The organism is Pseudundibacterium arcticum, assembly GCF_042646465.1.
GTDB lineage: Bacteria > Pseudomonadota > Gammaproteobacteria > Burkholderiales > Burkholderiaceae_D > Undibacterium_A > Undibacterium_A arcticum.
This window is the reverse complement of sequence record NZ_JBHRTP010000041.1, coordinates 55998-81694: the sequence shown is the minus strand read 5'-3', so window position 1 is coordinate 81694 and position 25697 is coordinate 55998. Positions and strand designations below refer to the sequence as shown.

Annotated in this window: 29 protein-coding genes; 22 read left to right on the top strand and 7 right to left on the bottom strand. The window is 61.6% G+C overall.

The window, feature by feature from the left end; genetic code table 11:
• On the top strand, positions 1-411 hold a 411-nt coding region (locus tag ACFOFO_RS14430), incomplete at its 5' end, for a DUF3025 domain-containing protein (protein ID WP_390331849.1).
• Between the two features lie 222 nt (positions 412-633).
• Positions 634-882, top strand: coding sequence for a hypothetical protein (locus ACFOFO_RS14425; RefSeq protein WP_390331848.1), 249 nt, complete (start codon positions 634-636; stop codon positions 880-882).
• Between the two features lie 129 nt (positions 883-1011).
• Here ACFOFO_RS14425 and ACFOFO_RS14420 read toward each other — a convergent pair whose 3' ends face one another.
• Together ACFOFO_RS14420 and ACFOFO_RS14415 are read right to left on the bottom strand one after the other, a co-directional pair.
• Positions 1012-1959 (bottom strand): DMT family transporter, encoded by a 948-nt coding sequence (locus ACFOFO_RS14420; RefSeq protein WP_390327121.1) that lies wholly within the window; start codon positions 1957-1959, stop codon positions 1012-1014.
• A 248-nt stretch (positions 1960-2207) separates the two neighbouring features.
• Entirely contained in the window at positions 2208-3257 is a 1050-nt protein-coding gene (locus ACFOFO_RS14415; protein ID WP_390327119.1) for a bile acid:sodium symporter family protein, read from the bottom strand.
• 705 nt (positions 3258-3962) lie between these two features.
• Here ACFOFO_RS14415 and coq7 point away from each other — a divergent pair.
• A complete protein-coding gene (gene coq7, locus ACFOFO_RS14410) occupies positions 3963-4601 on the top strand; it encodes a 2-polyprenyl-3-methyl-6-methoxy-1,4-benzoquinone monooxygenase (protein WP_390327117.1) in 639 nt (212 codons plus the stop codon).
• Between the two features lie 147 nt (positions 4602-4748).
• Here the strand turns inward: coq7 and ACFOFO_RS14405 are convergent, their stop codons facing one another.
• Positions 4749-5204, bottom strand: a complete 456-nt coding sequence (locus ACFOFO_RS14405; RefSeq protein WP_390331847.1) for an OsmC family protein — start codon at positions 5202-5204, stop codon at positions 4749-4751.
• A gap of 697 nt (positions 5205-5901) precedes the next feature.
• Between ACFOFO_RS14405 and rplM the strand changes: the two genes are divergently transcribed.
• From rplM to erpA, 6 genes are all read left to right on the top strand, one after another.
• Complete coding sequence (gene rplM / locus ACFOFO_RS14400; protein WP_390327116.1) at positions 5902-6330, top strand: 50S ribosomal protein L13; 429 nt, start codon at positions 5902-5904, stop codon at positions 6328-6330.
• A 9-nt stretch (positions 6331-6339) separates the two neighbouring features.
• Positions 6340-6732, top strand: a complete 393-nt coding sequence (rpsI, locus tag ACFOFO_RS14395; RefSeq protein WP_390327114.1) for a 30S ribosomal protein S9 — start codon at positions 6340-6342, stop codon at positions 6730-6732.
• A gap of 268 nt (positions 6733-7000) precedes the next feature.
• Complete coding sequence (gene argC, locus ACFOFO_RS14390) at positions 7001-8050, top strand: N-acetyl-gamma-glutamyl-phosphate reductase (RefSeq protein ID WP_390331846.1); 1050 nt, start codon at positions 7001-7003, stop codon at positions 8048-8050.
• Between the two features lie 40 nt (positions 8051-8090).
• The gene (locus tag ACFOFO_RS14385) at positions 8091-8822 is read left to right on the top strand and encodes a DUF6776 family protein (protein WP_390327111.1); all 732 of its coding nucleotides are present in this window, start codon (positions 8091-8093) and stop codon (positions 8820-8822) included.
• A 21-nt stretch (positions 8823-8843) separates the two neighbouring features.
• Positions 8844-9233, top strand: a complete 390-nt coding sequence (locus ACFOFO_RS14380; RefSeq protein ID WP_390331845.1) for a bactofilin family protein — start codon at positions 8844-8846, stop codon at positions 9231-9233.
• 50 nt (positions 9234-9283) lie between these two features.
• The gene (erpA, locus tag ACFOFO_RS14375; RefSeq protein ID WP_390327109.1) at positions 9284-9658 is read left to right on the top strand and encodes an iron-sulfur cluster insertion protein ErpA; all 375 of its coding nucleotides are present in this window, start codon (positions 9284-9286) and stop codon (positions 9656-9658) included.
• Positions 9659-10319: 661 nt separating this feature from the next.
• Here erpA and ACFOFO_RS14370 read toward each other — a convergent pair.
• Both ACFOFO_RS14370 and ACFOFO_RS14365 read right to left on the bottom strand, forming a co-directional pair.
• Positions 10320-11486, bottom strand: coding sequence for an anhydro-N-acetylmuramic acid kinase (locus ACFOFO_RS14370; protein WP_390327106.1), 1167 nt, complete (start codon positions 11484-11486; stop codon positions 10320-10322).
• A 20-nt stretch (positions 11487-11506) separates the two neighbouring features.
• Positions 11507-12853: a M23 family metallopeptidase gene (locus ACFOFO_RS14365; RefSeq protein WP_390327104.1), complete on the bottom strand. Its 1347-nt coding sequence runs from the start codon at positions 12851-12853 to the stop codon at positions 11507-11509.
• A gap of 251 nt (positions 12854-13104) precedes the next feature.
• On the opposite strand from ACFOFO_RS14365, the gene tyrS reads away from it, so the two are divergent.
• The 13 genes from tyrS (at position 13105) to ACFOFO_RS14300 (ending at position 24499) form a co-directional block, all read left to right on the top strand.
• On the top strand, positions 13105-14340 hold the full coding sequence (gene tyrS / locus ACFOFO_RS14360) for a tyrosine--tRNA ligase (RefSeq protein ID WP_390328250.1): 1236 nt from the start codon (positions 13105-13107) through the stop codon (positions 14338-14340).
• A gap of 10 nt (positions 14341-14350) precedes the next feature.
• On the top strand, positions 14351-14800 hold the full coding sequence (gene dtd, locus ACFOFO_RS14355; RefSeq protein ID WP_390327101.1) for a D-aminoacyl-tRNA deacylase: 450 nt from the start codon (positions 14351-14353) through the stop codon (positions 14798-14800).
• Positions 14801-14885: 85 nt separating this feature from the next.
• Positions 14886-15512 carry a YbhB/YbcL family Raf kinase inhibitor-like protein gene (locus tag ACFOFO_RS14350; RefSeq protein WP_390327100.1) on the top strand — a complete coding sequence of 209 codons (627 nt, stop codon included), beginning with the start codon at positions 14886-14888 and terminating at the stop codon, positions 15510-15512.
• A 37-nt stretch (positions 15513-15549) separates the two neighbouring features.
• Entirely contained in the window at positions 15550-16212 is a 663-nt protein-coding gene (locus ACFOFO_RS14345; RefSeq protein WP_390327098.1) for a histidine phosphatase family protein, read from the top strand.
• Positions 16213-16473: 261 nt separating this feature from the next.
• Positions 16474-17490: a tRNA dihydrouridine synthase DusB gene (gene dusB / locus ACFOFO_RS14340; RefSeq protein WP_390327094.1), complete on the top strand. Its 1017-nt coding sequence runs from the start codon at positions 16474-16476 to the stop codon at positions 17488-17490.
• A gap of 99 nt (positions 17491-17589) precedes the next feature.
• Positions 17590-17823 carry a Fis family transcriptional regulator gene (locus ACFOFO_RS14335; RefSeq protein WP_390331844.1) on the top strand — a complete coding sequence of 78 codons (234 nt, stop codon included), beginning with the start codon at positions 17590-17592 and terminating at the stop codon, positions 17821-17823.
• 90 nt (positions 17824-17913) lie between these two features.
• On the top strand, positions 17914-19479 hold the full coding sequence (gene purH, locus ACFOFO_RS14330) for a bifunctional phosphoribosylaminoimidazolecarboxamide formyltransferase/IMP cyclohydrolase (RefSeq protein ID WP_390327092.1): 1566 nt from the start codon (positions 17914-17916) through the stop codon (positions 19477-19479).
• Positions 19480-19747: 268 nt separating this feature from the next.
• On the top strand, positions 19748-20032 hold the full coding sequence (locus ACFOFO_RS14325; protein WP_390327089.1) for a GIY-YIG nuclease family protein: 285 nt from the start codon (positions 19748-19750) through the stop codon (positions 20030-20032).
• A gap of 61 nt (positions 20033-20093) precedes the next feature.
• Positions 20094-20633 (top strand): crossover junction endodeoxyribonuclease RuvC, encoded by a 540-nt coding sequence (gene ruvC, locus ACFOFO_RS14320; protein ID WP_390327086.1) that lies wholly within the window; start codon positions 20094-20096, stop codon positions 20631-20633.
• A 240-nt stretch (positions 20634-20873) separates the two neighbouring features.
• Positions 20874-21452 carry a Holliday junction branch migration protein RuvA gene (gene ruvA / locus ACFOFO_RS14315; protein ID WP_390327084.1) on the top strand — a complete coding sequence of 193 codons (579 nt, stop codon included), beginning with the start codon at positions 20874-20876 and terminating at the stop codon, positions 21450-21452.
• Between the two features lie 39 nt (positions 21453-21491).
• Positions 21492-22565 carry a Holliday junction branch migration DNA helicase RuvB gene (gene ruvB / locus ACFOFO_RS14310; protein ID WP_390327081.1) on the top strand — a complete coding sequence of 358 codons (1074 nt, stop codon included), beginning with the start codon at positions 21492-21494 and terminating at the stop codon, positions 22563-22565.
• Entirely contained in the window at positions 22562-22987 is a 426-nt protein-coding gene (locus ACFOFO_RS14305) for an NUDIX domain-containing protein (protein WP_390327079.1), read from the top strand. The genes ruvB and ACFOFO_RS14305 overlap by 4 nt, the downstream gene beginning before the upstream one ends.
• A 201-nt stretch (positions 22988-23188) precedes the next feature.
• Positions 23189-24499, top strand: a complete 1311-nt coding sequence (locus tag ACFOFO_RS14300) for a D-amino acid dehydrogenase (protein WP_390327076.1) — start codon at positions 23189-23191, stop codon at positions 24497-24499.
• A 143-nt stretch (positions 24500-24642) separates the two neighbouring features.
• Here the strand turns inward: ACFOFO_RS14300 and yacG are convergent, their stop codons facing one another.
• Both yacG and zapD read right to left on the bottom strand, forming a co-directional pair.
• Positions 24643-24834, bottom strand: a complete 192-nt coding sequence (yacG, locus tag ACFOFO_RS14295; RefSeq protein WP_390331843.1) for a DNA gyrase inhibitor YacG — start codon at positions 24832-24834, stop codon at positions 24643-24645.
• Positions 24835-24868: 34 nt separating this feature from the next.
• Entirely contained in the window at positions 24869-25624 is a 756-nt protein-coding gene (gene zapD, locus ACFOFO_RS14290) for a cell division protein ZapD (RefSeq protein WP_390327074.1), read from the bottom strand.
• Between the last annotated feature and the right edge of the window lie 73 nt (positions 25625-25697).

Genomic DNA, 25697 nt, shown 5'->3' with positions numbered 1-25697 from the left:
GCGGCCGGGGCGCCGGCCGCCGGTTCGTCGGCCGCCGCCGTGGTGGCGGCATTGCGCGCGCACCAGTGGCAGCACGCGTTCGTCGCGCAGCGCGCCGCGTTCGGCCGCGAGGTCGAGGTCTGGCTGTTCGGCCATGCGCTGATGGAAAAGCTGGTTGCGCCATACAAGGCGATCACCGCACACAGCTGGGTGCTGGCGGCGGACGCGGCTTTCTTTGCGTTGCCGCAAGCCGACAAGCGCGCGTGGATCGATCGCGCGGTGGCGGCGGCGCTGGCCGGGCGGAGCTTGAGCACCGCCGATTTCACGCCGTTGCCGGTGCTCGGCGTGCCGGGCTGGTGGCCGGCGCAAGATGCCGCGTTTTATCAGGACGCGGCGGTGTTTCGCCCCAAACGCGCATTGTCGCCATCATAAATACTGCCGTCAGTATTTTTCAAGGCGTAATTAATCCGGGCGTATACTGATATGTTTAGCCATATACTCCCGCAAAATTGACATTGCAGGGCTGCAATTTGCGGTCCGAGGCGCTGCCCCGACGTGCTACCGATACGCCGCATCAGTTCGCCTGAACTGGGTTATGCTATTTATTCGGTACCTGCATTTTTCGGGGGAGCCGTACTTTTCGAGGATGCGATCATGATGACCTTCAGCAAAATTATTTCCACAGTAGTGGTCGCCGGTTTGTTGGGCGGCGGTCTGGCAGGCTGCAAGAAAAATGAACCGATAGTCGAAAAAGGTCCGGCCGAACAAGCCGGGCAAAAGCTCGATCAGGCCGCGTCGAAGGCCGGTGAAGAAATCAACAAGGCAGCGTCCGCAGCTGGCAAGAAGATTCAAGAGGCCGGCGAAAAAATCCAGGATGCGGCCAAGGACGCGCAGAAACCCTAGCGTGCGCATACCGGTCGTGTCCGGCCATGCGATCGCGTGACGCAAGCGCTGCGGTGCATGTATCAAACAGCATGTCTGCGTGCGCTCACCGCGCGCGATGCTGGCGCGGCCATCGCAATCCGCGCCGCGCTAGCGCCGCAGATTGACCAGCACAATCCCGGCCAGCACCAGCACCGCGCCGCCTATGAAGCGCAGCCCGACCGGCTCGTGCAGCAACAGCACGCCGAAGCCGACCCCGAACAGCGGCGTCAGGAATGAAAACACCGCAATGCGCGAGGCTAGATAGCGGCGCAGCATCCAGAACCAGGTCAGGTAGCTCACAAACGCGACGATCACGGACTGGAACAGCATGCTGAGCCAGGCGATGCTGCTCATCGCCGTCACGAGCGCCTGACCGGAACCGAAGGCCAGCGCCAGCAGCAGCACCGCAGCCGTCGCCAGCTGGTAGAGCAGGGTAGTGGTCGGCGGCGCTTCGGACAGCGCGGTGGCGCGCACCACGACCGTGGTCGCGGCCCACATGATGCCGGCCACAATCCCCATCGCATCGCCGATCAGCATGTTGCGCCAATCGCCGGCGCCGCTGCCCATGCCATCGGCAAAAGCCAGTGCGATGCCGGCAAAGGCGGCGCCGATGCCGAGCCATTGCGCGGTGCCGATCCGCTCGGTTGGAATCAGCCAGTGCAGGCCGAGCACCGTGAAAATCGGTGCGGTGTACAGAAACACCGACATGTGCGAGGCGCTGGTGTGGCCGAGGCCGAGCGAGACGAACAGGAATTCGCCGGCAAACAGCAGGCCGGCTGCGATGCCGGGCCAGAACAGGCGCTTGCCGCCCCGTCTGCCGCCAGCTTTGCCGGCCGCGCCAAGCGGAGCGGCAGTTGCGGTCGCGCCGCGCAGCAGCACCAGCCCGCATACCAGCAGTGCCGCCACCAGCGAGCGCACACCCATCTGCATCACCGGGCTGATGCTGGGCGCCGCCACCTTGACGGCGACCTGCTGCAAGCCCCAGCACACGCAGCACACCAGCATCACGATCGCGCCAAAGCCGTCCAGCGGCTTGCGGCTGAAGGGGCCGCTCATGCTGCGCTCCGAGGGTGACGATAGCGGATCAAAACGGGATGCTGGAACGACATGGGTGGCCTGTAATGAGGTTGGTATTGAGGTGTGTTCGGGCTGCCATCGCGCGATCGCAGCCTGCGAGTAACGGATCGGGCGTAAGTAAAATGCGTAATTGGTAGGATGGGTGCAACCCATCATTGAGCCCAAGGAATAAAGATGGGTTGCACCCATCCACCTTTCTTTCTCGTTTGCGTAAGCCCTGACGGAACTCAGTCGGCCGCCGCTTCCGCTTCGGGACCGTGATCGGCTGCGACCTTGGCGGCGGCGGCTTGCGGCGGCAGATGCAGCCGCGCCGCATAACGCTGCGCCAGCACCGCGCACACCATCAGCTGAATCTGGTGAAACAGCATCAGCGGCAATACCACCACACCCACCGCATGTCCGGCGAACAAGATCTTCGCCATCGGGATGCCGCTGGCCAGACTCTTCTTCGAGCCGCAAAACACGATCGTGATTTCGTCGTCCTTGGCGAAGCCGAGCCGGCGCGCGACCACGGTGGTCAGGATCAGCGCTGATGCCAGCAGCACCGCGCAGACCACGAACAGGCCGCCCAACGCCGGCAGCGGCAACTGGTGCCACAGGCCTTGGTTGACCGCCTCGCTGAACGCGGTGTACACCACCAGCAGGATCGAGCCCTGGTCCACGTATTTCAGCACCGCCTTGTGATGATCGACCCAGGCACCGATCCAGCGCCGTGCGATCTGGCCGGCGACGAAGGGCAGCAGCAGCTGCAGCGCGATATGGGTGACCGAGTCGAACGACGCTTGCGCGCCGCCGGACGCGGCCGCGCCGTGCTGCACCACCACCAGCCCGACCAGCAGCGGCGAGATGAAGATGCCGACCAGGTTGGACGCCGACGCGCTGCAAATGGCGGCCGGCACATTGCCGCGTGCGACCGAGGTGAAGGCGATCGATGATTGCACGGTCGACGGCAGCACCGCCAGGAACAGGATCCCCAGATACAGGTCGGGCGTCACCAGCGGCGCCAGCAACGGCTGCAAGCCCAGCGCCAGTAGCGGAAACAGCGCAAAGGTGCAGGCCAGCACCGTCAGATGCAGGCGCCAGTGCGCGGCGCCATCCACGATCGCCTCGCGCGGCAGCTTGGCGCCATGCAGGAAGAACAGCAGGCCGATCGCCAGCGAGGTGACCTGGTTGAAGGCCAGCGCGACTTGGCCTTCGCATGGCAACAGGCTGGCCAGCAGCACCGTCGTGATCAGGGCCAGGGTGAAATTGTCGGGCAAAAAGCGCGGGCGCGGCATGCGGAGCCTATTAAAGTGGAACGGGGTGGCGCATCGGTTGCGGCATGGGCCGGCGACCATTCAAGCGCATTTAAATACTGGTCTGGCAGTGTGCTGGTTGCGCTCTAAAATGATGCGGAATTGACGCATACTGCCTGGTAATCCGTATTGAACGTGGTGCAGATGCAATGCAACCTGTCATTTTACGCAATATTCCTTGCCGGCACGCAGCGTCATCGGGCTGGCAGGGCTGTTAGTTTCTCGCCTGCCGGTTATCCGCTTGGAATGGTAGCCCTGCGATACGCTGCTGCGCAGCATCTCAGGACGAGCGGAACAAACAAGCGGCGTATCGACGCCTGCCTCGGTCAGAAAAACGCTCCCTTCGATACGCTCCCTTCGATACGCTTCGCTACTCAGGGCGAACGGACCTACTCAGGGCGAACGGACCTACTCAGGGCGAACGGACCTACTTAGGGCGAGCGGATTTCAGCGCGAACGGTGGTTGGAGAAATTTACAGCCCTGCGGCCTAGGCCGGCCTAGCGGGCATTTAATTGCGGACGCGGCACGTGAGTCGATGGATAATGACGGCAGTGCAGTCGGCGGCGCGGCGTCGTAGCTTCGCCCATTGTAATACTCTGACGGGGGATGCCATGTTGCCGCCGCAATCAATGCGCAATCAGCACATACTGCCAATATTTTCCGAAAACCACGAGCAACGAACAACGATGCAAAGCACCCGTCACCCTTTCGACCATCTGATCAACGGTTTCGATAAAGCGCTGCGCGTGGTCGCCGGCGTCGCATCGGCATCGCGCCCGAATCCGGCAGCGCACGCGGCCGACGCGACCCTGGACGACACCGAACGCCGTCACAGTGCCGGCCTGATGCGGGTCAACCACGTCGGCGAGGTCTGTGCCCAGGCGCTGTACGATGCGCAAGGCAGGTTCGCGCAGAGCGAGGCATTGCGCCGCCAGTTTGCCGACGCCGGGCGCGAGGAAGAAGATCATCTGGCCTGGACCGCGCAACGCCTGCAGGAACTCGGTTCGCGTCCGAGCCTGCTCAATCCGCTGTGGTATGCCGGCGCCTATGCGTTGGGCGCTGTCGCAGCGCGGCTGGGCGACGCGCGCAGCCTCGGTTTCGTGGTCGAAACCGAGCGCCAGGTCGAGGCGCATCTGGCCAGCCACCTGCACCGGCTGCCGGCGCAGGACGCCAAATCGCGCGCGCTTGTCGAGCAGATGCGCCAAGACGAAATCGCGCACGGAGCGTCGGCCCAATCGCTCGGCGCGACCGAAGTTGCAGCGCCGGTGCGGCAGGCGATGACGGCGATGGCGAAGCTGATGACGACCACGGCTTATTATTTGTAAGCGGGCACAGGTTGCGGCCGATGATGCCGTCGCATGAACGCCCTTTCCCCTTCAAGGGGAAGGTCGGGATGGGGATGGGTTTCAAGCCGCGCCAGTGATGACCCATCCCCACCCCAGCCGTCCCCTTGACGGGGAGCGAGCGCCAAGTCAGTTGGCAGGCGTCGCTTGCGTCTCAGTTGCCAGATCGTCGACGATCTCGTAGCTATGCGTGATCGTGGCCGATTTCTCCAGCATGATCGAGGCCGAGCAGTATTTCTCGTGCGACAACTTGATCGCGCGTTCCACCAGATTCGGCTTGAGGTTGCGGCCGGTCACGGTGAAATGGAAGTGGATCTTGGTGAACACCTTCGGGTCGCTCTCGGCCCGTTCGGATTGCAACGTGACGTCGCAGCCGCGAATGTCCTGGCGGCTCTTGCGCAGGATCAGCACCACGTCATAGGCGGTGCAGCCGCCGGTGCCGGCCAGCACCACTTCCATCGGGCGCGGCGCCAGATTGCGACCGCCGCCATCGGGCGCGCCATCCATCGCCAGCACATGGCCAGAGCCGGTTTCAGCCAAAAAAGTCATTCCGGATAAACCGGTCCAGCGTACCGTGCATTCCATCGTATTCTTTCAAAAAGGTGAACTGGGTGTACCGACTGCCGCGCATGGCCCGCAGCGACGCGACCACGGTCCATGGCGGGGCGGGGCGCGCAACAGTGCGCTATTGTAACTGGAGTGGGCGTCACCATATTCATGCTGGTAGCAGTTGCGTTGCCACTGGAATTGGTGGAAGTATGGTTATTGCGCCGCAATCAAACAAGTTTCCGCGCGGAAATTATTTAATCTGGAATTTTGTCAGTAAGTAATTGATTTTGCACATGTTAATATTTAGCCGCGCTGGGAACCGGCACAATTGCACAGAAGTTTCCCAAAAGCATCAATAATTTGTTGCGCTGCACCATTCAATGCGCTAGAATAAAGCATGACTTGGATGTGCAGCGAAATGTGTAGCGAATTTGCAGCAAGGTTTCCGCAGTGCGTTTTTTCAGTCCGTTATTGCAACACCACAGCCCTAGCGGTTGTCTCCTCCTCCACCTCTTGACAATGTGGTTCAAGCCCGGCGCCTCGCAGCGGTGGGTTTTTTTTTGCCAGCGCCGTCCCTATTCCCGCCTGGTTTGACGCTGGGTCCCGAACAGCATATAATTGCCGGTTTTCCGTTCGCTCAGGAAAAATAAGGACGAGTCCGCACCGTCGTCAGCGATGGCGATGATCAGCGGAACCACCCAATTGAGCGAGTTAATCTAGTTAGGAAGTCAACATGAAAACATTTTCCGCTAAAGGCCATGAGGTCAAGCGCGAGTGGTTCGTGATTGACGCGACGGACAAAGTCCTCGGACGTGTTGCCAGCGAAGTGGCACTCCGACTGCGCGGCAAACACAAACCGGAATTTACTCCGCACGTCGACACGGGCGACTTCATTGTCGTCATCAACGCAGGCAAGCTGCGTGTGACCGGCACCAAGGCCACCGACAAGACATACTATCGCCACACTGGTTATCCAGGCGGTATCTATGAGACCAATTTCAAGAAAATGCAAGAGCGTTTTCCAGGTCGCGCGCTCGAGAAAGCGGTCAAGGGCATGCTGCCTAAAGGCCCACTCGGCTACGCGATGATCAAGAAGCTGAAAGTGTATGCGGAAGGCAATCACCCGCACGCTGCGCAGCAACCTAAAGCACTCGCCCTCTAAGGAATAGACATGATCGGTATTTACAATTATGGGACCGGCCGTCGCAAGAGTGCAGTGGCTCGCGTCTTCATCAAGGTCGGCACTGGCCAAATCATCGTCAACGGCAAGCCCGCGAACGAATACTTCTCGCGCGAAACCGGTCTGATGGTCATCCGTCAACCGCTGGAACTGACCAACAACCTTGAGCGTTTCGACATCAAGGTCAACGTCAACGGCGGCGGCGAATCCGGCCAGGCTGGCGCGGTTCGTCACGGTATCACCCGTGCGCTGATCGACTACGATGCAACGCTGAAGCCTGAGCTGTCGAAAGCCGGCTTCGTCACCCGCGATGCCCGTGAAGTCGAGCGTAAGAAGGTCGGTCTGCGCAAGGCACGTCGCGCAAAGCAATTCTCCAAGCGCTAATCATTTCGGCGCGGCGTCTTGTGTCTTTATACTTCGTTGCTGCTGGCTTGCCGTACTAACGTACTGTCTGCGCCAGCGCGCCTCGTCTAAAGCCACAATACTTGCTCCGAACAGTAGTGCCAAAAGCCGCTGGGTTTGCGCCCGGCGGCTTTTTCTATTGTGCAAGCGAATGTAACGAAGGCCCCACATTGCCCAGCAACAATAGAAAATGGCGGCCAAATCGCCTGTAAAATAAATCGTTTATGACGATCAACGCAGAGGAAAGAACATGATCAAAGTCGGTATCGTTGGCGGCACCGGGTATACGGGTGTCGAACTGCTGCGCATCCTGTCGACCCACCCTGAGGTCGAACTGACCGCGATTACTTCGCGCAAGGAAGACGGCTTGCCGGTTGCCGACATGTACCCATCGCTGCGCGGCCGCGTCGCGCTGGCTTTTTCGGCGCCCGAAAAAGCCCGGTTGACCGACTGCGACGTGGTGTTTTTCGCCACCCCGCACGGCGTCGCGATGGCGCAGGCGCCCGACTTGCTGGCCGCTGGCGTCAAGGTGATCGATCTGGCGGCTGATTTCCGCCTGAAGGATGTGACCGAATTTTCCAAATGGTATGGCATCGCCCACAGCTGCCCGCAAATCCTGGAAGAAGCGGTGTATGGCCTGCCGGAACTGAACCGCGCCGCGATCAAGGGCGCGCGCGTGATCGGCAATCCGGGCTGCTATCCGACCACCATGCAACTCGGTTTTTATCCGTTACTGAAAGCCGGCCTGATCGATGCGTCGCACCTGATTGCCGACTGCAAGTCGGGCGTCTCGGGTGCCGGTCGCAAGGCCGAAATGGGCTTGCTGTTCACCGAAACCAGCGACAGCTTCAAGGCCTATAGCGTGTCCGGCCATCGTCACTCGCCGGAGACGCGCGAGCAGCTGCAAAAACACAGCACACAGAAAATCGGCCTGCTGTTTACGCCACACCTGGTGCCGATGATCCGCGGCATGCATTCGACGCTGTACGCGCGACTGACGCAGGAGATCGACAACCAGGCACTGCAAAACCTGTTCGTCGACGCTTACAAGGATGAGCCGTTCGTCGATGTGATGCCATTTGGCAGCCATCCGGAAACCCGCTCGACCCGCGGCTCGAACATGCTGCGCCTGGCCGTACATCGGCCTGAGGTCGACGGCCAGCCGGGCGACCATGTCGTGGTGCTGGTGGTGCAGGACAATCTGGTGAAGGGCGCATCCGGTCAGGCGGTGCAGTGCATGAATTTGATGTTCGGGCTGGCCGAAACTACCGGTCTGCTGCACGTGCCGGTGATGCCATGAGTATCCGACAGCGGCGGCGCTCCATCGGCGCAGTCAGCCGGTGAAGCGCAAATCAGGTTTGCGGCGCAGCGCGATCGTTGCGCCCAGGATGAATATCAGCGGCCATCTGTCATGGCCGCTGAAAGTTGCGGTGATCGTGCTGGTGCTGGGACTGGGCGGCGCGCTGGCTATGTGGACTTACGACCTTGGACGCAGCATTTCTGGCATCAAGCCCGGTGTCAGCAAGGAGCAGGTAGCCGCGTTGCAGCAACAGGTCGCGCAGCTGACCCAGGAGCGCGACCAGTTGCTGGTGGCAGCCAACACCTCGGAATCAAATCTGAACATCGAGCGTTCGGCCCAAAAGCAATTGGCCCAACAGGCGCGGACACTGGAAGCCGACAACGCCAAGCTGAAGGACGACCTGGCGTTTTTTGAAGGACTGTTGCCGGCCGGCGCCGGCCCCGGCGCGATCGCGATCCGGCGCCTGACTGCCGAACTGGTGGCGCCGAATCAGCTGCGTTATCGCCTGCTGATGATGCAGGGCGGCAAAGGCGAGCGCGAGTTCACCGGCAATCTGCAACTGGCGGTGACGGTGACGCAGGGCGGCAAGAATCTGGTGATGCTGTTTCCAGATGAGAAATCCACCGAGCCGGATAAGTACAAGCTCGGCTTCAAGCACTACCAGCGGCTGGAAGGCGTGCTGACGCTGCCCGATGGCGCGACTGCCAGGATGATTCAGGCCCGCGTGATGGAAAAAGGCCAGCTGCGCGCGCAGCAGTCCGCTAATTTATGAATGCTTTCGAAGGAGTACAGAATGTTCAGCCGCAAGACTAAAAATACCATCGACAGCCTGATTGGCATCTCCACCACCATCAATGGCGATCTGCGTTTCAAGGGTGGCCTGCGGATCGATGGTCACATCAAGGGGAATGTGATCGGCGAAGCAGGCGAGCCCAGCATGCTGGTCATTTCCGAGCATGCGAAGATCGAGGGCGAAGTGCGGGTCGCGCATCTGGTGGTCAATGGCGAAGTGGTTGGCGCCGTGTATTCGACCGAACTGCTTGAATTACAGCCGAAAGCCCGCATCATAGGTGATGTCCATTACAAAACCCTGGAAATGCACGGCGGCGCACTGGTGTCCGGCAAGCTGGCCCATGACCAGGCTGCCGATCTGGTGCTGAAACTCGCGGCTTCCAGTACGTAAGTCCGCGACCGCGTATAATGATTGTATTGTTTGTCTGGTAGGAGCCCGAAATGAACGCAGCAGCGAACGCAGTAGCCGAAATGCAAGACGTGATCCCGTCCCCGATCGTGTTTTCCGATAGTGCCGCGCAGAAAGTCGCGCAACTGATCGAGGAAGAGGGCAATCCCGACCTGAAACTGCGCGTATTCGTGCAGGGCGGCGGCTGTTCCGGCTTCCAGTACGGTTTCACCTTCGACGAAATCGTCAATGAAGACGATACCACGATGACCAAGAACGGCGTCCAACTGCTGATCGATTCGATGAGCTACCAGTACCTGGTCGGCGCGGAAATCGACTACAAGGACGATCTGGAAGGCGCGCAATTCGTGATCAAGAATCCGAATGCCACCACCACCTGCGGTTGCGGTTCGTCGTTCTCGGCGTAAATTTTTTCGCCCCAAACAAGAAGGACGCTGCGGCGTCCTTTTTTGTTCCTGCTCCGCTTATGTTGAAGCCGCCCCGGCGAACGCTGGGGCCCAGTGCCTTTCGTCGCCAATTCCGGACTTTGTCTGGATCAATGCGCCCTCCTTACATTCTCGGATACAGCGAACCGACGATACGCAGGCCAGATTCATGTTTTTGGTGCTCTGGCCGGGGGTGGCCCGGCGGCCACTTACCTTTTTTGCTTCGCCAAAAAAGGTAAGCCAAAAAAGGCGACCGCACAGCCGCTGCCCTTCGGGTGCCCGTTTGTGCGTGGCAAAAAATGGGAAACGAAAACAACTCGCCTGCGGCTCAGACATTTTTCGTTTCTGATCCATTTTCTGCCACGCACAAACGGCAGCGTCTCAAGCGGATCAGATCAAAAGCAACCCCGCAACCCGCAATTGAAGGTCTGCCGATCAGACTAGGGAAATTACCGCGAAAAGAATTTTGGCTTGCACTCAAATCATTGATGTCGTCCCAGCGAACGGTGGAGCAGGGAATTCGGACAGTTTGCTGTCCGCCTGCGTAACGGTCTGCGCTTGCAAGCGCAGACGCGCCCTGCAAGGGGGGACCCAGTGTCTTTCGTCGCCAATCCGAGCTTCTGTCCGAATCGATGCGTCCAAACTACGTTCCCGGATACAGCGCACCCAGTATCCGCAACCCGCGTGCGCCCGTCACACCGGGTAAATTTCCCGGCTGGCGCTGACTGAAACGATGTGCCAGCCAGGCAAAGGCCAGCGCCTCGACCTGATTAGGCGCAACGCCAAGGATTGCGGTGGAGTGGACTTGCGTGGTCAGCTTGCGCTGTTGCAGCGCCAGTTCGAGTTGCCGCATCAGGTGGCCGTTGTAGGCGCCGCCGCCGCAGACATAGACTGCGCCCGCCTGCCGCGCATGGGTCGCAATCGCATCGGCCAGCGTGGTGGCAGTAAACGCCGCCAGCGTGGCCTGTACATCGGCTGGGGCCGGTGCCGCGTTCGATGTTAAAGCCGAACACCGCAGCAGCAGCGCTGCCAGCCAAGTCGGATGGAACAGGTCGCGGCCGGTGCTCTTCGGTGGCGGCAATTCGAAATACGGTACCGCGCGCAACGCGTGCAGCAGTGCCGGGATTACCTTGCCGCCGGCGGCCCAGGCGCCGTCGGCGTCATAGGCCAAGCGTTGATGCTGGGCGATCCAGGCGTCCATCAGCAGATTGCCGGGGCCGGTATCGAAGCCGAGCACACGGCCGTCGGCGGTGGTGCCATCGAGCACGCTGATATTGCTGATACCGCCGATATTGGCGACCACGCGAGTGGTGCCGGCCTGGCCAAACACCGCCTGATGGAAGGCCGGCACCAGCGGCGCGCCTTGGCCGCCAGCGGCGATGTCGCGGCTGCGAAAATCGGCGATCACGTCGATGCCGGTCAGTTCGGCCAGCAGCGCCGGATTATTGGTCTGGCGGGTGCAGCCGAGTTCCGGTCGATGGCGGATGGTCTGGCCGTGCACGCCGATCGCGCGCACGCGCTGCGGCGCAGTGCCGCTCTGCGCCAGCAATTGCGCGACGCAGTCGGCATAGTGGCGCGCCAGTTGATTGGCGCAGGCCGCTTCGCGCTCGATTTCATTGTCGCCCGGCGCCTGCAGCGCCATCAGCGCGCTGCGCAAAGACTCGGGAAACGGGACGTAGGCCGCGCCCAAGGAGTGCAGCGCGCCATCGGAGAAATCGGCGGCAATCTCGGTCAGCACGCCATCGACCCCGTCCAGACTGGTGCCGGACATCAGGCCGATATACAGCGGAGACTCTGTTGCGGAGGTCAAGTCGGTCAACCGGTGGCGGCTTATTTCAGCGCCAGCTTGATGTTATTGGCGTCCGGCGTCAGCAGCGCGAAGCGATGTGTCATGTCGGCCGCCACCTTGTGGAAGCGTTGCATCTCGGCGCCGGCCAGCGATTGCGCATTCGGCACGTCGACCGACAGCGGATCGCGCGGCACATCGTTGACGCGGAATTCGTAATGCAGGTGCGGGCCGGTGGCCCAGCCGGTGGCGCCGACATAGCCGATCACTTCGCCCTGGCTCACTTTCGTGCCCTTGCGGATGCCGGCCGCGAAGCGGCTCATGTGCGCGTAGACGGTCGAATAATTCGACCAGTGCTTGATCATCACGACATTGCCGTAACCGTTCTGGCCGCCGACGAACTCGATGGCGCCGTCGCCGGAGGCGCGGATCGGGGTGCCGGTGACGGCGGCGAAATCGACGCCCTTGTGCTGCTTCCACTGGCCGAGAATCGGATGCAAGCGCATCGAGAAACCGGACGAGATCCGCGAGAATTCGAGCGGCGATTTGAGGAAGGCCTTTTTCAGCGATTTACCGTCAATGCCGTAATAACCGCCGCCCTGGCTGCTGCCCGGCTCGTCGAACCAGACCGATTGATAGGTGTCGCCACCGTTATGGAATTCGCCGGCCAGGATGCGGCCGGCGCGGAGAAATTCGCCGTTCTGCCAGAAGCTCTCATAGACCACGTTGAAGCGATCGCCGCGCTGCAGGTCGGCGGCAAAGTCGATGTCGGTGGCGAACATGTCGACGATCTGCGTCGCGACCGTGTCCGGGATCTGGGCCGCGTCGGTGGCGGCGAACAGCGATGAGCGGATCACGCCGGAGTGCATTTCGATCCGCTTTTCGATCGTGGCCGGCAGCGCGGAAGCGGTGAAAGTCTGGTTCTTGCGTTCGATCACGATATTCTTGACCGGATCGTTCTTGCCGTCGATCATGGTGGCGCGCAGCCATTGCAGCTGGCCGTCTTCATTGGTTTCGGCCTGCACCGGCTTGCCGGCCCTCAGCTGCAGCACGCCGCGTGCGGTGGCGTCGCTCTTGATGAAATTGGCGGCGGCCTCATCGTCGATGCCTAGCCGGGTCAGCAGCGCAGCCAGGGTGTCGCCGGGGCGAACGCGTTCTTCGTGCGTGAAGGTTTGTGGCCGCTGTTCGAGCCCCGCGATCTGGCTGGACAGGTCTGGCAAGCGCAGTTCCTGCGCGATCGACTGGACCGGCAGATCGGACGCATCCGGTGCCATCGGCGCCACGGCGGCGGCGCCAAATGCGCACACCCCGCAAAACAGTGCCGAGAACGACACGATGCGGGTCTTGCGCGAGGAGCCGAACAACAGCTTGATATGGTGAGCGAGGGGCATGGTCTTATCTGAGGTATTTATCTGCTGCATTTATCTGAGCTGCAGGCAATCAGTTAAAATCTGGCGTCTTGGTCAGTTTTGCTTTCTTTTATTGTTTTTGTTGACACGCGGCAAGATTTAGAACCGATTATTATACCAAACGGTCGTTACGAGCCTATTTTTTTAAGATTTTTACTTTCGCCGCATCTATGAAACACCAGCCAGATCACACCATCAGCAATCCGTCGTCCGCGCCAAACGGCACACCACAGATGCCTGCGAGTGCGCCCAATCGGGTGCTTGCACTGTCCGAAAAGGTGCAGGAAGCGCTGCAAATCACCAAGCGCGGCGTCGAAGAATTGCTGATCGAAGCCGAATTTGCACAAAAACTGGCGCGCTCGGAGCAAACCGGCGTGCCGCTACGGATCAAGCTGGGCCTCGATCCGACCGCGCCGGACTTGCATCTGGGCCACACTGTCGCGCTCAACAAGCTGCGTCAGCTGCAAGATCTGGGCCATATCGCGATTTTCCTGATCGGCGACTTCACCTCGATGATCGGCGACCCGTCCGGTCGCAACGCCACGCGGCCGCCGCTGACGCGCGAGCAGATCGAGGAAAATGCGAAAAGCTATTTTGCCCAGGCCAGCCTGGTGCTCGACCCAAGCAAGACCGAAATGCGCTACAACTCCGAATGGTCGGACCCGCTGGGCGCGCGCGGCATGATCCAGCTGGCGTCCAAATATACGGTGGCGCGGATGATGGAGCGCGACGATTTTTCCAAGCGCTTCAAGGATGGCATCCCGATTTCGGTGCACGAATTCCTGTACCCGCTGATGCAGGGCTACGACTCGGTGGCGTTGAAGAGCGACCTCGAACTGGGCGGCACCGACCAGAAATTCAACCTGCTGGTGGGGCGCGAACTGCAGAAGGACTGGGGCCAGGAACCGCAATGCATCCTGACCATGCCGCTGCTGGAAGGGCTGGACGGCGTCGAAAAGATGTCGAAGTCGAAGAACAATTACATCGGCATCGCCGAGCCTGCCAACACCATGTTCGCCAAGCTGATGAGCATCTCCGACAGCATGATGTGGCGCTATTACGAGCTGCTGTCATTCCGCTCGCTGGCCGAGATCGCCGGCTACCAGGCGGCCGTCGCTGGCGGCCAGAACCCGCGCGACGTCAAGGTTGCGCTGGCGCAGGAAATCGTCACGCGCTTTCATTCGGCCAAGGCGGCTGAGGAGGCGCTGGCCGACTTCGTGAACCGTTCCAAGGGCGGCATCCCGGACGACATCCCGGAGCTGAGCCTGGCCGGCGCGCCGCTGCCGATCTCGCAATTATTGAAACAAGCCAATTTGTGCCCGTCGACCTCGGACGCAATGCGGATGGTGGAGCAGGGTGGCGTGCGGATCGATGGCGCGGTGATCAGCGACAAGAATCTGAAGGTCGAGGCCGGCACGGTGGTGGTCCAGGTCGGCAAGCGCAAGTTTGCGCGGGTCACGCTCAGTTGATCGCGCTGCCTTGATCGCACTCTTGCAGCGGGTCAGCCATGCCAGCGTGGTGGTCGATGGCGCCACGGTCGGCGCGATCGACGGCGGGCTGCTGGTATTGCTGTGCGCCGAACGCGGCGATGGCGAGGCGCAGGCCGACGCACTGCTGTCCAAGCTGCTGGCCTACCGCGTGTTTTCCGACGATGATGGCAAGATGAACCGCAGCGTCAGCGATGTCGCCGGCGGTTTGCTGCTGGTGCCGCAGTTCACGCTGGCGGCCGACACTAAATCCGGCACCCGGCCGTCGTTTACACCGGCGGCCGCGCCGGAGCTCGGGCGCAGGCTATTCGACTATTTCACCGAGCGCGCCCGCAGCCTGCATCCTCGGGTCGACACCGGCCGTTTCGGCGCCGACATGAAGGTGTCGCTGACCAACGATGGCCCGGTGACGTTCTGGCTGCAGGTCAAGCCGGCCGGCTGAGTTGGCGCAATAGTTTGCGTTAGCGCACGGCAAAAGCGGCGTCGGCCTGCACAATGGCGGGATATTTCAAAACGGGGAGGGCACGATGAAATTGTGGAGCGATTCCTTTGTCGATGGCGGCATGATCAACGGCAACAATGCATTCTGCGTCATCGATCCGACTACCCACGTACGGCTGGCGGCCAACAAAAATCCGCATCTGGCCTGGCAAGAAGTGCCGCCCGGCTGCCAATCGCTGGCGCTGATTTGTCACGACCCCGATGTGCCGTCGCGCGGCGACGATGTGAATCAGGACGGCAAGACTGTGCCGGCGGATTTGCCGCGCGTCGATTTCTTCCACTGGTCCCTGATCGACCTGGCGCCGACCCGGCAGGAGATAGCCGAGGGCGAATTTTCCGACGGCATCACGGCGCGCGGCAAGCGGGACGCGGCAGTCGGTAGTGCGCGCCAGGGGATCAATGACTATACCGGCTGGTTCGCCTCCGATCCGCAGATGGCGGGCGACTATTACGGCTACGACGGCCCGTGCCCGCCCTGGAACGATGCGATTTTGCACCGCTATGTATTTACGCTGTACGCGCTCGACATCGCACGGCTGCCGCTGACCGGGCGCTTCGACGGGCGGGCGGTGCGCGACGCGATGCGCGGCCATATCGTCGATCAGGCCAGCATCGTCGGCAGCTATACCTTGAATCCGACACTGCATCCGTGACTGAACCAGGCCCCGGGCCGAACCCAATGAGAACTGCTTGACCACAACCACTGAAATCCTGCTGATCCGCCACGGCGAAACCGCCTGGAATGCCGCGCGCCGGCTGCAGGGCCATATCGATATCCCGCTCAATGCCGCAGGCGAACGGCAGGCCGCCGCACTCGGACATGCCTTGCGTGGCGAGGCGCTCGACGCGATCGTCGCCAGCGACCTGCGGCGCGCGCTGCAGACCGCCCAGGCGGTGGCGCGCCATCGCAGCCTGCCGGTACAGACCGACGCGGCGCTGCGCGAGCGCTGCTATGGCGCGTTCGAGGGCTTGAATTACCATGAGATCGGCCGGCGTTATCCGGCCGAATATGCGGCCTGGCAGGCGCGCGACGTCGATGCGCCGGTGCCGCCCGGCGCCCGGGTCGGCGAAAGTTTTCGCCAGTTCTATACTCGTACCGTGGCCGCGATCCGGCATTGGGCCGAGCGGCATGCCGGCCAGAAAATTGCGCTGGTCGCGCACGGCGGCGTGCTCGAATGCGCGTATCGCGCGGCGCAACAGATGCCGCTGTCGACACCGCGTAATTTTCCGGTGCTCAACGCCAGCATCAACCGGCTCAGTATCCGCAACGGCGCGCTGACGCTGACCGGCTGGGGCGATGTCGCGCATCTGGATCAGGCGGCGCTGGACGAGGTCGATCAGCGCGTGCCCTAGCCGCCAGGAAGCGATTTCTGCCGAATACTCACCATTTTTGCGGGAGTATCAGGCTAAATTGGCCCTAGTCGCGCAGATTTATTGCGGCTTTAAAAATACTGTGCCCAGTATGTTGTCGGTGCAAAAGAGTTAAATGTATCCGTGCGGTAACATTATTGCTTGTTTGTTGAGCGAAAATGTCGCGACGGGAACAGAGATCGACCGCAAGCTCGGTTAAAATAGCGTCTTCCCCGTCGCATTCCCTCTTTCCCTCTTATCATCGTGCAACTCGGCCCCTATCTGCTGCGCAATAACGTGTTCGTGGCGCCGATGGCCGGCGTCACCGACCGGCCGTTCCGTCAGCTGTGCAAGCAGCTAGGCGCCGGCTACGCGGTGTCCGAGATGGCGGCGTCCAATCCGCGCCTGTGGCACAGCGAAAAAACCTCGCGTCGCACCAATCACGATGGCGAGATGGAGCCGAAAGCGGTGCAAATTGCCGGCGCCGATCCGGCCATGCTGGCCGAATGCGCCAAATACAACGTCGACCACGGCGCCCAGATCATCGACATCAATATGGGTTGCCCGGTCAAGAAGGTGTGCAACAGCTGGTGCGGCTCGGCGCTGTTGCAGGACGAGCAACTGGTGGGCCGGATCCTCGATGCGGTGGTCGCTGCGGTCGATGTGCCGGTCACGCTGAAGTTTCGCACCGGCTGGGATCGCGTCAACAAGAATGCGCTGACCATCGCGCGCATCGCCGAGGCCGCCGGCATCGCGATGCTGACCGTGCACGGTCGCACCCGCGCCGACGGTTATAGCGGCGACGCCGAATACGACACCATCGCGCAAGTCAAGGCGGCGGTGAAGCTGCCGGTGGTCGCGAACGGCGATATCACGACGCCCGAGAAGGCGAAACTGGTGTTGCAGGCGACCGGTGCCGATGCGGTGATGATCGGCCGCGCCGCGCAGGGCCGGCCGTGGATCTGCCGCGAGATCGCGCACTATCTGCGTACCGGCCACCACCTGCCGGCGCCGCTGGTGGCCGAGGTGCGCGCACTGATGGATGAGCACCTGCGCGCCCACTACGCATTTTATGGCGAATACCTCGGCGTGCGCACCGCCCGCAAGCACATCGGCTGGTATGTGCGCGACCTGCTCGGCGGTGAGGCCTTCCGCCAGCGCATGAATTTGCTGGAGGACTGCGACGCGCAGTTGGCCGCGGTCGACCAGTTCTTTGAATCGCAATCGGCCTATGGTCAGCGGTTACAATACGGCCTGGCGGAACAACGCATTGCCGCCTGATTTAGTGCGCTGTGATGCTGTTGCAATGAAACGATTTACCGAAGTAATAATGATTTCAAAAATAACATCCAAAAAACAAATAAAAATGAGCAGCAAAGCATGAGTAAAGAAAACATCCAGGAAGTTGTGCAACGCAGTCTTGAAGAATTTTTCAGTGACCTGGGCGAACAACAGCCATCGAATATCTACGATATGGTGGTGCTGACCGTCGAAAAACCGATGCTGCAAGCGGTGATGGCGCGCGCCGAAGGTAACCAGTCGCATGCGGCAGAGATGCTCGGCATCAACCGCAATACCCTGCGCAAGAAGTTGCAGCAGCACGGGCTGCTGTAAGCGTCTCCGGCTGCATCTGCCCGGCACCCACCGTATCCTGCGATCCTCCGGATTCCAGCACTATTCCAGATACCTCAATACGACACGACAATGATCAAACAAGCCCTCATCTCCGTATCCGACAAGACCGGCGTCCTCGACTTCGCACGCGCGCTGGCGGCGCAAGGGGTCAAACTCCTGTCCACCGGCGGCACCGCAAAACTGCTGGCCGACAATGGTGTCGCGGTGACCGAGGTGGCCGATTACACCGGCTTTCCCGAAATGCTGGATGGCCGCGTCAAGACCCTGCATCCGAAGGTGCACGGCGGCATCCTGGCGCGCCGCGATTTTCCCGAGCACGTCGCCGCGTTGGCCCAGCACGATATCCCGACCATCGACATGGTGGTGGTCAATCTGTACCCGTTCCAGCAAACCGTCGCCAAGGACCAGTGCGCGCTGGAAGACGCGATCGAGAACATCGACATCGGCGGCCCGGCCATGCTGCGTTCGGCGGCCAAGAACCACAAGGACGTGGTGGTGATCTGCGATCCGGCTGACTACCCGCTGGTGCTCGATGAAATGAAGTCCGGCAACGGCGACGTGTCCTACGACACCAAGTTTACGCTGGCCAAGAAGGTGTTCGCGCACACCGCGCAGTACGATGGCGCGATCACGAATTATCTGACCAGCCTCGGCGCCGACAAGGCGCACGCCACGCGCAGCCCGTATCCGCAGACGCTGAACCTGCATTTCGACAAGGTGCAGGAAATGCGCTACGGCGAAAACCCGCACCAGTCGGCGGCGTTCTACCGCGAGCTCAATCCGGTCGCCGGCGCGCTGGCCAACTACCGCCAGCTGCAAGGCAAGGAACTGTCGTACAACAACATCGCCGACGCCGATGCCGCGTGGGAATGCGTGAAGACCTTCAATGAGTCAGCCTGCGTCATCGTCAAGCACGCCAATCCGTGCGGCGTCGCGCTCGGCGTCGATGCGCTGGAGGCATACAGCAAGGCGCTGCAGACTGACCCGACCTCGGCCTTCGGCGGCATCATCGCCTTCAACCGCGAATGCGACGGCAAGGCGGCCGCCGCAGTCGCCAAGCAATTCGTCGAAGTGCTGATCGCGCCGTCGTTCAGCGCCGAAGCGAAACAGGTATTCGCCGCCAAGCAGAACGTGCGCCTGCTCGAAATCCCGCTCGGCGCCGAGATCAACAAGTACGACCTGAAGCGCGTCGGCGGCGGCCTGCTGGTACAGGCGCCGGACGCCAAGAACGTCGGCCTGGATGAGTTGAAAGTGGTGAGCAAGAAGCAGCCGACCCAGCAGCAATTGCAGGACCTGATGTTCGCCTGGCGCGTCGCCAAGTTCGTGAAGTCGAACGCGATCGTCTTCTGCGGCAACGGCATGACGCTCGGTGTCGGCGCCGGCCAGATGAGCCGCATCGACTCGGCCCGCATCGCGTCGATCAAGGCGCAGAACGCCGGCCTCAGCCTGGCAGGTTCGGCGGTCGCGTCGGACGCCTTCTTCCCGTTCCGCGATGGCCTGGACGTCGTGGTCGATGCCGGCGCAACCTGCGTGATCCATCCGGGCGGCTCGATGCGCGATCAGGAAGTGATCGATGCGGCCGATGAGCGCGGTGTGGTGATGTTGTATACGGGAACCCGGCATTTCCGGCATTGATGCGCGTTAGAGCGCTGACATTCCCTTTAAACGGAGATGTCGCATTTGGACCTGACTACTCCGATTAACGACACTGGGTCCCAGCGTTCGCTGGGACGACAGTTTTGAAGGTGAGAGGTTGAGCGTGGTTCAGCGATTTTTGGCTTGGATGCTCACCTCGGGCACGAACCGATTGCTTCATTGGACGCAAAACGACTGCACCGTCCAATGGGAGAATTGCCCAACAACCGTCGTCCCAGTGAACGCTGGGACCCAGTGGCGTACGTAAATGGCGTACTACACGTATTTCATGGCGAGCCAGCGCAACGGCACGCTCTACATCGGCGTCACTAACGATCTGATACGACGCGTTCATGAACACAAACAGGGATTCGTCGCCGGCTTCACCAGACAACACAATATCAAGACGCTGGTGCATTTCGAAGTATTCGAGGACATCATCAACGCGATAGCACGCGAGAAACAGTTAAAGGCGTGGAAGCGCGCCTGGAAAACCGAATTGATCGAACTCGCGAATCCGTACTGGAACGACCTGTATCCCGACATCGTGTAACGCCACTGGACCCCAGCTTTCGCTGGGGTGACGCCCAAAATTTGAATCACCTTGCACACCCATGAGAATCCTCGGCATCGACCCCGGCCTGCGCACTACCGGCTTCGGCGTGATCGACAAGCAGGGCCAGCAGATCGCCTACATCGCCTCCGGCACCATCAAGACACCCGATGCCAGTTTGCCGGAACGGTTGAAAGTGATCATGGATGGGGTCGCGCAGGTGATCCGCACCTATCAACCCGATTGCGCAGCAATTGAAATCGTGTTCGTCAACGTCAACCCGCAATCGACGCTGTTGCTCGGTCAGGCGCGCGGCGCCGCGATTTGCGGACTGGTCGATGCCGACTTGGAGGTGGCCGAATACACCGCGCTGCAAGTGAAACAGGCCGTGGTCGGCAACGGCAAGGCCAAGAAAGAGCAAGTGCAGGACATGGTGCAGCGCCTGCTTTCGCTGCCCGGCATGCCGAGCGCCGACGCCGCCGATGCGCTCGGGGTCGCGATCGCCCATGCGCATGGCGGCGACAGCCGCGCGCGGCTGGCGGCGATTGCGCCCGATCTGGCGCGCAAGGGCTTGCGGGTCAAGGGCGGGCGGCTGGTCTGAAGCGGTTCCCGGCGCGCAGCCGGTGACCGTACTGCATCCATTCCCTGACCAGGCTGGCATTGCGGCCGCCTCACACCCTGGATTGGTTTTCATCCAACTGGCTGCGCGCCACTGGTGAGGAGTCAGCTATGACAACAATCTGCCGCCTATACCGTGCCCGGCTTTGTCGCTATTATGTCCATTGTATCGTCGCTTTGCGCGTGTTCCGTCCACTCACCCTCACCTTATTGTCTGCCACTCATGATCGGTCGTCTCTCCGGTATCCTGCTCGAAAAAAATCCGCCGCAATTGATCGTCGATTGCAACGGCGTCGGCTACGAGGTCGATGTGCCGATGAGCACCTTTTACAATTTGCCGGCGATCGGCGACAAGCTGAGCTTGCTGACCCACATGGCGGTACGCGAGGATGCACATCTGCTATACGGCTTTGGCAGCGCCGAAGAGCGCAGGGTGTTCCGGCAATTGATCAAGATCAGCGGCGTTGGCGCCCGTACCGCGCTATCGATCCTGTCCGGCATGTCGGTGGCCGATCTGGCGCAGGCGGTGACGCTGCAGGAAGCGAGCCGGCTGACCCGCGTGCCCGGTATCGGCAAGAAGACCGCCGAACGGCTGTTGCTGGAACTGAAGGGCAAGCTCGGCGCCGACCTCGGACCGGCGGCCGGTGCGGCGCAGCACGAGGCCAGTTCCGATATCCTGAACGCGCTGCTGGCGCTCGGCTATTCGGACAAGGAGGCGCTGTTGGCCATGAAGCAGGTTGCGGCCGGCAGCAGCGTGTCGGATGGCATCAAGCTGGCGTTGAAGGCCTTGTCCAAGCCCTAATGTGAATGAATTATTGAGCGAGTTCTCGCAGAGTCAGCAATGAGCATCCAGACCGACAATTTCACCGAACAGCGCATCATCGCCGCGACGCCAGCCTCGCCCAACGAGGAGGCGATCGAGCGCGCGCTGCGGCCCAAGCAGCTGGACGAATACGTCGGCCAGGAAAAGATCCGCGACCAGCTCGCCATCTTCATCGCCGCCGCCCGCAATCGCAAGGAGGCGCTGGATCACACGTTGCTGTTCGGACCGCCGGGCCTCGGCAAGACCACGCTGGCGCATATCATTGCACGCGAGATGGGTGTCAACCTGCGCCAGACCTCCGGTCCGGTGCTGGAGCGGCCGGGCGATCTGGCCGCGATCCTGACCAACCTGGAAGCCAACGACGTGCTGTTCATCGACGAGATTCACCGGCTGTCGCCGGTGGTCGAGGAAATCCTGTATCCGGCGCTGGAAGACTATCAGATTGACATCATGATCGGCGAAGGGCCGGCGGCGCGCTCGGTCAAGCTCGATCTGCAGCCGTTCACCCTGGTTGGCGCCACCACCCGTGCCGGCATGCTGACCAATCCGCTGCGCGACCGCTTCGGCATCGTGGCGCGGCTCGAGTTCTACAACGCCGCCGAGCTGACCCGGATCGTGACGCGCAGTGCCGCGTTGCTGAAGGCGCCAATGGATCCCGACGGCGCGCACGAGATCGCCAAACGCTCCCGCGGTACGCCGCGCATCGCCAACCGTTTGTTGCGGCGGGTGCGCGACTATGCCGAGGTCAAGGCCGACGGCGACATCACCAAGAAAGTCGCCGACGCCGCGCTGGCGATGCTGGACGTCGATCCGGTCGGATTCGACCTGATGGACCGCAAGCTGCTGGAAGCGGTGTTGTTCAAATTCAGCGGCGGTCCGGTCGGGATCGACAACCTGGCCGCGGCCATCGGCGAGGAGCGCGACACCATCGAGGACGTGCTGGAGCCGTATCTGATCCAGCAGGGCTATCTGCAGCGCACGCCGCGCGGGCGCATCGCGACCCCGGCCGCCTACAGCCACTTCGGCGTGACTGCGCCACGCACCGGTCCCAACGGCGAGTTGTGGAATACACCGCTGGAGCGCACCACATGAGCGCGCTAATGCACGCCACAGCCAGCGATGCGGCGGCGCCGATAGACGTCGCGGTTGGCATCCTGATGCGGCCCAATGGCGACGTGCTGCTCGGCCAGCGCCCGAGCGGTAAGCCGTACGCCGGCTACTGGGAATTTCCCGGCGGCAAAGTGGAGCGCGGTGAGAGCATATTCGATGCGCTCAAGCGCGAATTCGTCGAGGAGCTGGGCATCACGATCGTGTCGGCCGAGCCGTGGTGCGGCGTCGAGCATGTCTACGAGCACGCCCACGTGCGCCTGCATTTCTACATCAGCCGCGACTGGCGGGGCGAGCCGCAGAGTCTGGAAGGGCAGGCGTTTGCATGGCAGGGCCACCTTTCGGTCGAGCCGCTATTGCCGGCGACGATACCGCTGATCGCGTGGCTAAACCTGTTGCGGCATTGAATCACGGCGCAAGCTGTTTGCATACTCCTGTGGTCAGTTGTTAATTGCGCATAGAAATAATCGGGAAAATAGAGATACTCCCGATCGTAGCCAAGTCAAGGTGGCAGAATTGCGCGCCGGGGCGCGCCAGCTTGTTGCTTGATTGCAGGTTCTGCATCGGATTCGGTTTGCCAGCGTTCATCTCGATTAGGGGGACAGTTCGTGAAAATCATCGTTTTGGGCAGCGGCGTGATCGGCACCGCATCGGCGTATTATCTGGCGCAGGCCGGGCACGAGGTCAGCGTGCTCGATCGCCAACCCGGTGCCGGGCTGGAAACCAGTTTCGCCAACGCCGGCGAAGTATCGCCCGGCTACGCAGCGCCGTGGGCTGGCCCCGGGGTGCCGCTGAAGGCGATCAAATGGTTGCTGATGCGGCACAGTCCGCTGGTGCTGCGGCCGGGTCTCGATCCCGCGATGTGGCGCTGGATGTGGCAGATGCTGGCCAACTGCAGCAGTCGCCGCTACGAAATCAACAAGGGCCGCATGCTGCGGCTGGCCGAATATAGCCGCGACTGCCTGCGCGAACTGCGCGCCACCACCGGCATCCGCTACGACGAACGGATGCAGGGCACGCTACAGCTGTTTCGCAACCAGCAGCAACTCGACAGCGCGGCGCCGGACATCGCGATCCTGCAGCGCTATCAGGTCGCCTATCAATTGCTCGACGGCGCCGCCTGCGTGGCCGCGGAACCGGCGTTGGCGCGGGTGCGCGAAAAATTCGTCGGCGGACTGCGCCTGCCGGGTGACGAAACCGGCGACTGTTACAAGTTCACGCGTCGGCTGGCCGAACTGGCACAGGGTCTCGGCGCCCGCTTCGAGTACGACGTCACGATCCAGCACATGGTGGCCGACGACGGTCAGATCAGCGGCGTCCAGACCGAGGACCAAGTGCGCAAGGCCGATGCCTACGTGCTGGCGTTGGGCAGTTATTCGCCGCTGCTGCTGCGCCCGCTCGGGATCCGGCTCCCGGTCTATCCGGTCAAGGGCTATTCGATCACGATCCCGGTGCTGGACGCTGCCGGCGCACCGGAGTCGACCGTGATGGACGAGACCTTCAAGGTGGCCATCACCCGGCTGGGCGACCGGATTCGGGTCGGCGGTACCGCCGAACTGGCCGGTTACGATCTGCGCTTGCGCCAGGCGCGGCGCGACACGCTGGAGCATTCGGTCAGCGAGCTGTTTCCGCAGGGCGGCGACCTCAGCCGCGGCGAATTCTGGTGCGGACTGCGGCCGATGACGCCGGACGGCACGCCGGTGCTCGGACCGACCCCGTATCGCAACCTGTACCTCAATACCGGTCACGGAACGCTGGGCTGGACCATGGCGTGCGGTTCGGGTCGGGTGCTGGCCGATCTGGTGTCAGGCCGGCGGCCCGAGATCGACCTGGACGGCCTGTTCATGGATCGCTACGGCCGTCACGACGGGCCGAGCGCGTCGCCCCCGGCGCTCGGCAAGGATGCCCGGGTCGGTTAGGCCGAATTGCGGATGCGCATCGTTTGCAGGGGTATGTGACAATTCACGCCGTTTTTATTGCGGGATGCGTCGCAGATCGGTAGGAGTATGTGGCGGAAATGCAGCGGTCTGGCCACGGTCGATCCGCTCACAGCAGCGCAGCGCTACTGCGCCAGGTCTTGGTGGTCGTCGTCAAGATCTTCCGGTTGCTTGACCACCGGGATCGCGTATTTTTCGGCGGCCCAGGCACCCAGGTCGATTTGCTTGCAACGCTCGGAGCAGAACGGGCGGAACTTGTTCTGTTCGATCCATTCGACTTTTTTACCGCAGGTGGGGCAATCGACAACAGCAGGCATGATATGGAAACCAGTTTGAAAGCGGATTGAAACGTTAGAAATTACACAGCGTCAGGTCGAACGGCACATCGTCTTCAAACGACTTCGGCTTCATGTCGCCGCCCTGGGAGGTGAAGCGCACCCACAGCATGTATTTGTTGGCCGAAATCTCGGGAATCGCGCCCAGCGTCGCATCCAGCGTCAGGCGCAACATCTGGTATTGCTTGCCTTGCAACATCTGCTGATAGCTGCCGGCAGTGGCGATCAGCTTGACCGTGCTGCCGGAATCGCGCAGCAGGCGCAGCACCAGATTGAGTGCGTCGAACAGCGGTGTCAGCGGTGCAAACCAGTTAGCGATGTCGTCGAAACGCTGCTGCGGCGACCGCTGCTGCCACGCATAGTAGGACGGCAGATCGAATTCACAGGCGCCGCCGGGGATGATGGTGCGGCCGCGGATGCTCATCAGCCACTCGTTGTCGCGCACATTCTGGCCGGTCTTGCCCTGAGCGGCCATCAATGCCGCGCTAGTGCGATCGAGCTCGGCCAGGATCGCATTGAGCGCTTCGATTTGTACATTCGGATTGGACTTGTAGCCGAGCAGGGTTTGCTTTTGCCGCTCCAGTTCCTGCAGCAGGTCAGACTTCAGGTCGGCGCGGCCGGCGACTTCGAGCATTTCAAAGATCGTCGATAGTGCAACATGGTGTTGCAGCGCATGTTCCTGATGCAGAAAAAAAGAGAACTTCTCGTACAGGTCTTCCAGCCGCAACAACGTGCGAATACGCTCGTTGAAAGGGTATTCGTAGACGATCAAAATGACATCCCTTTATAAGTTGGGTCGCGAGAGCTTGCCGTCATTGTCCGTGCCGCAATGTGTATGCCGTGAT

Excerpts from the sequence above, each read along its gene's own strand:
- ACFOFO_RS14425 (WP_390331848.1), top strand. The coding sequence starts at position 634 with ATGATGACCTTCAGCAAAATTATTTCCACAGTAGTGGTCGCCGGTTTG.
- ACFOFO_RS14420 (WP_390327121.1), bottom strand. The coding sequence starts at position 1,959 with ATGAGCGGCCCCTTCAGCCGCAAGCCGCTGGACGGCTTTGGCGCGATC.
- ACFOFO_RS14415 (WP_390327119.1), bottom strand. The coding sequence starts at position 3,257 with ATGCCGCGCCCGCGCTTTTTGCCCGACAATTTCACCCTGGCCCTGATC.
- coq7 (WP_390327117.1), top strand. The coding sequence starts at position 3,963 with ATGCAAAGCACCCGTCACCCTTTCGACCATCTGATCAACGGTTTCGAT.
- ACFOFO_RS14405 (WP_390331847.1), bottom strand. The coding sequence starts at position 5,204 with ATGGAATGCACGGTACGCTGGACCGGTTTATCCGGAATGACTTTTTTG.
- rplM (WP_390327116.1), top strand. The coding sequence starts at position 5,902 with ATGAAAACATTTTCCGCTAAAGGCCATGAGGTCAAGCGCGAGTGGTTC.
- rpsI (WP_390327114.1), top strand. The coding sequence starts at position 6,340 with ATGATCGGTATTTACAATTATGGGACCGGCCGTCGCAAGAGTGCAGTG.
- argC (WP_390331846.1), top strand. The coding sequence starts at position 7,001 with ATGATCAAAGTCGGTATCGTTGGCGGCACCGGGTATACGGGTGTCGAA.
- ACFOFO_RS14380 (WP_390331845.1), top strand. The coding sequence starts at position 8,844 with ATGTTCAGCCGCAAGACTAAAAATACCATCGACAGCCTGATTGGCATC.
- erpA (WP_390327109.1), top strand. The coding sequence starts at position 9,284 with ATGAACGCAGCAGCGAACGCAGTAGCCGAAATGCAAGACGTGATCCCG.
- ACFOFO_RS14365 (WP_390327104.1), bottom strand. The coding sequence starts at position 12,853 with ATGCCCCTCGCTCACCATATCAAGCTGTTGTTCGGCTCCTCGCGCAAG.
- tyrS (WP_390328250.1), top strand. The coding sequence starts at position 13,105 with ATGCCTGCGAGTGCGCCCAATCGGGTGCTTGCACTGTCCGAAAAGGTG.
- ACFOFO_RS14350 (WP_390327100.1), top strand. The coding sequence starts at position 14,886 with ATGAAATTGTGGAGCGATTCCTTTGTCGATGGCGGCATGATCAACGGC.
- ACFOFO_RS14335 (WP_390331844.1), top strand. The coding sequence starts at position 17,590 with ATGAGTAAAGAAAACATCCAGGAAGTTGTGCAACGCAGTCTTGAAGAA.
- purH (WP_390327092.1), top strand. The coding sequence starts at position 17,914 with ATGATCAAACAAGCCCTCATCTCCGTATCCGACAAGACCGGCGTCCTC.
- ACFOFO_RS14325 (WP_390327089.1), top strand. The coding sequence starts at position 19,748 with ATGGCGTACTACACGTATTTCATGGCGAGCCAGCGCAACGGCACGCTC.
- ruvC (WP_390327086.1), top strand. The coding sequence starts at position 20,094 with ATGAGAATCCTCGGCATCGACCCCGGCCTGCGCACTACCGGCTTCGGC.
- ruvA (WP_390327084.1), top strand. The coding sequence starts at position 20,874 with ATGATCGGTCGTCTCTCCGGTATCCTGCTCGAAAAAAATCCGCCGCAA.
- ruvB (WP_390327081.1), top strand. The coding sequence starts at position 21,492 with ATGAGCATCCAGACCGACAATTTCACCGAACAGCGCATCATCGCCGCG.
- ACFOFO_RS14305 (WP_390327079.1), top strand. The coding sequence starts at position 22,562 with ATGAGCGCGCTAATGCACGCCACAGCCAGCGATGCGGCGGCGCCGATA.
- yacG (WP_390331843.1), bottom strand. The coding sequence starts at position 24,834 with ATGCCTGCTGTTGTCGATTGCCCCACCTGCGGTAAAAAAGTCGAATGG.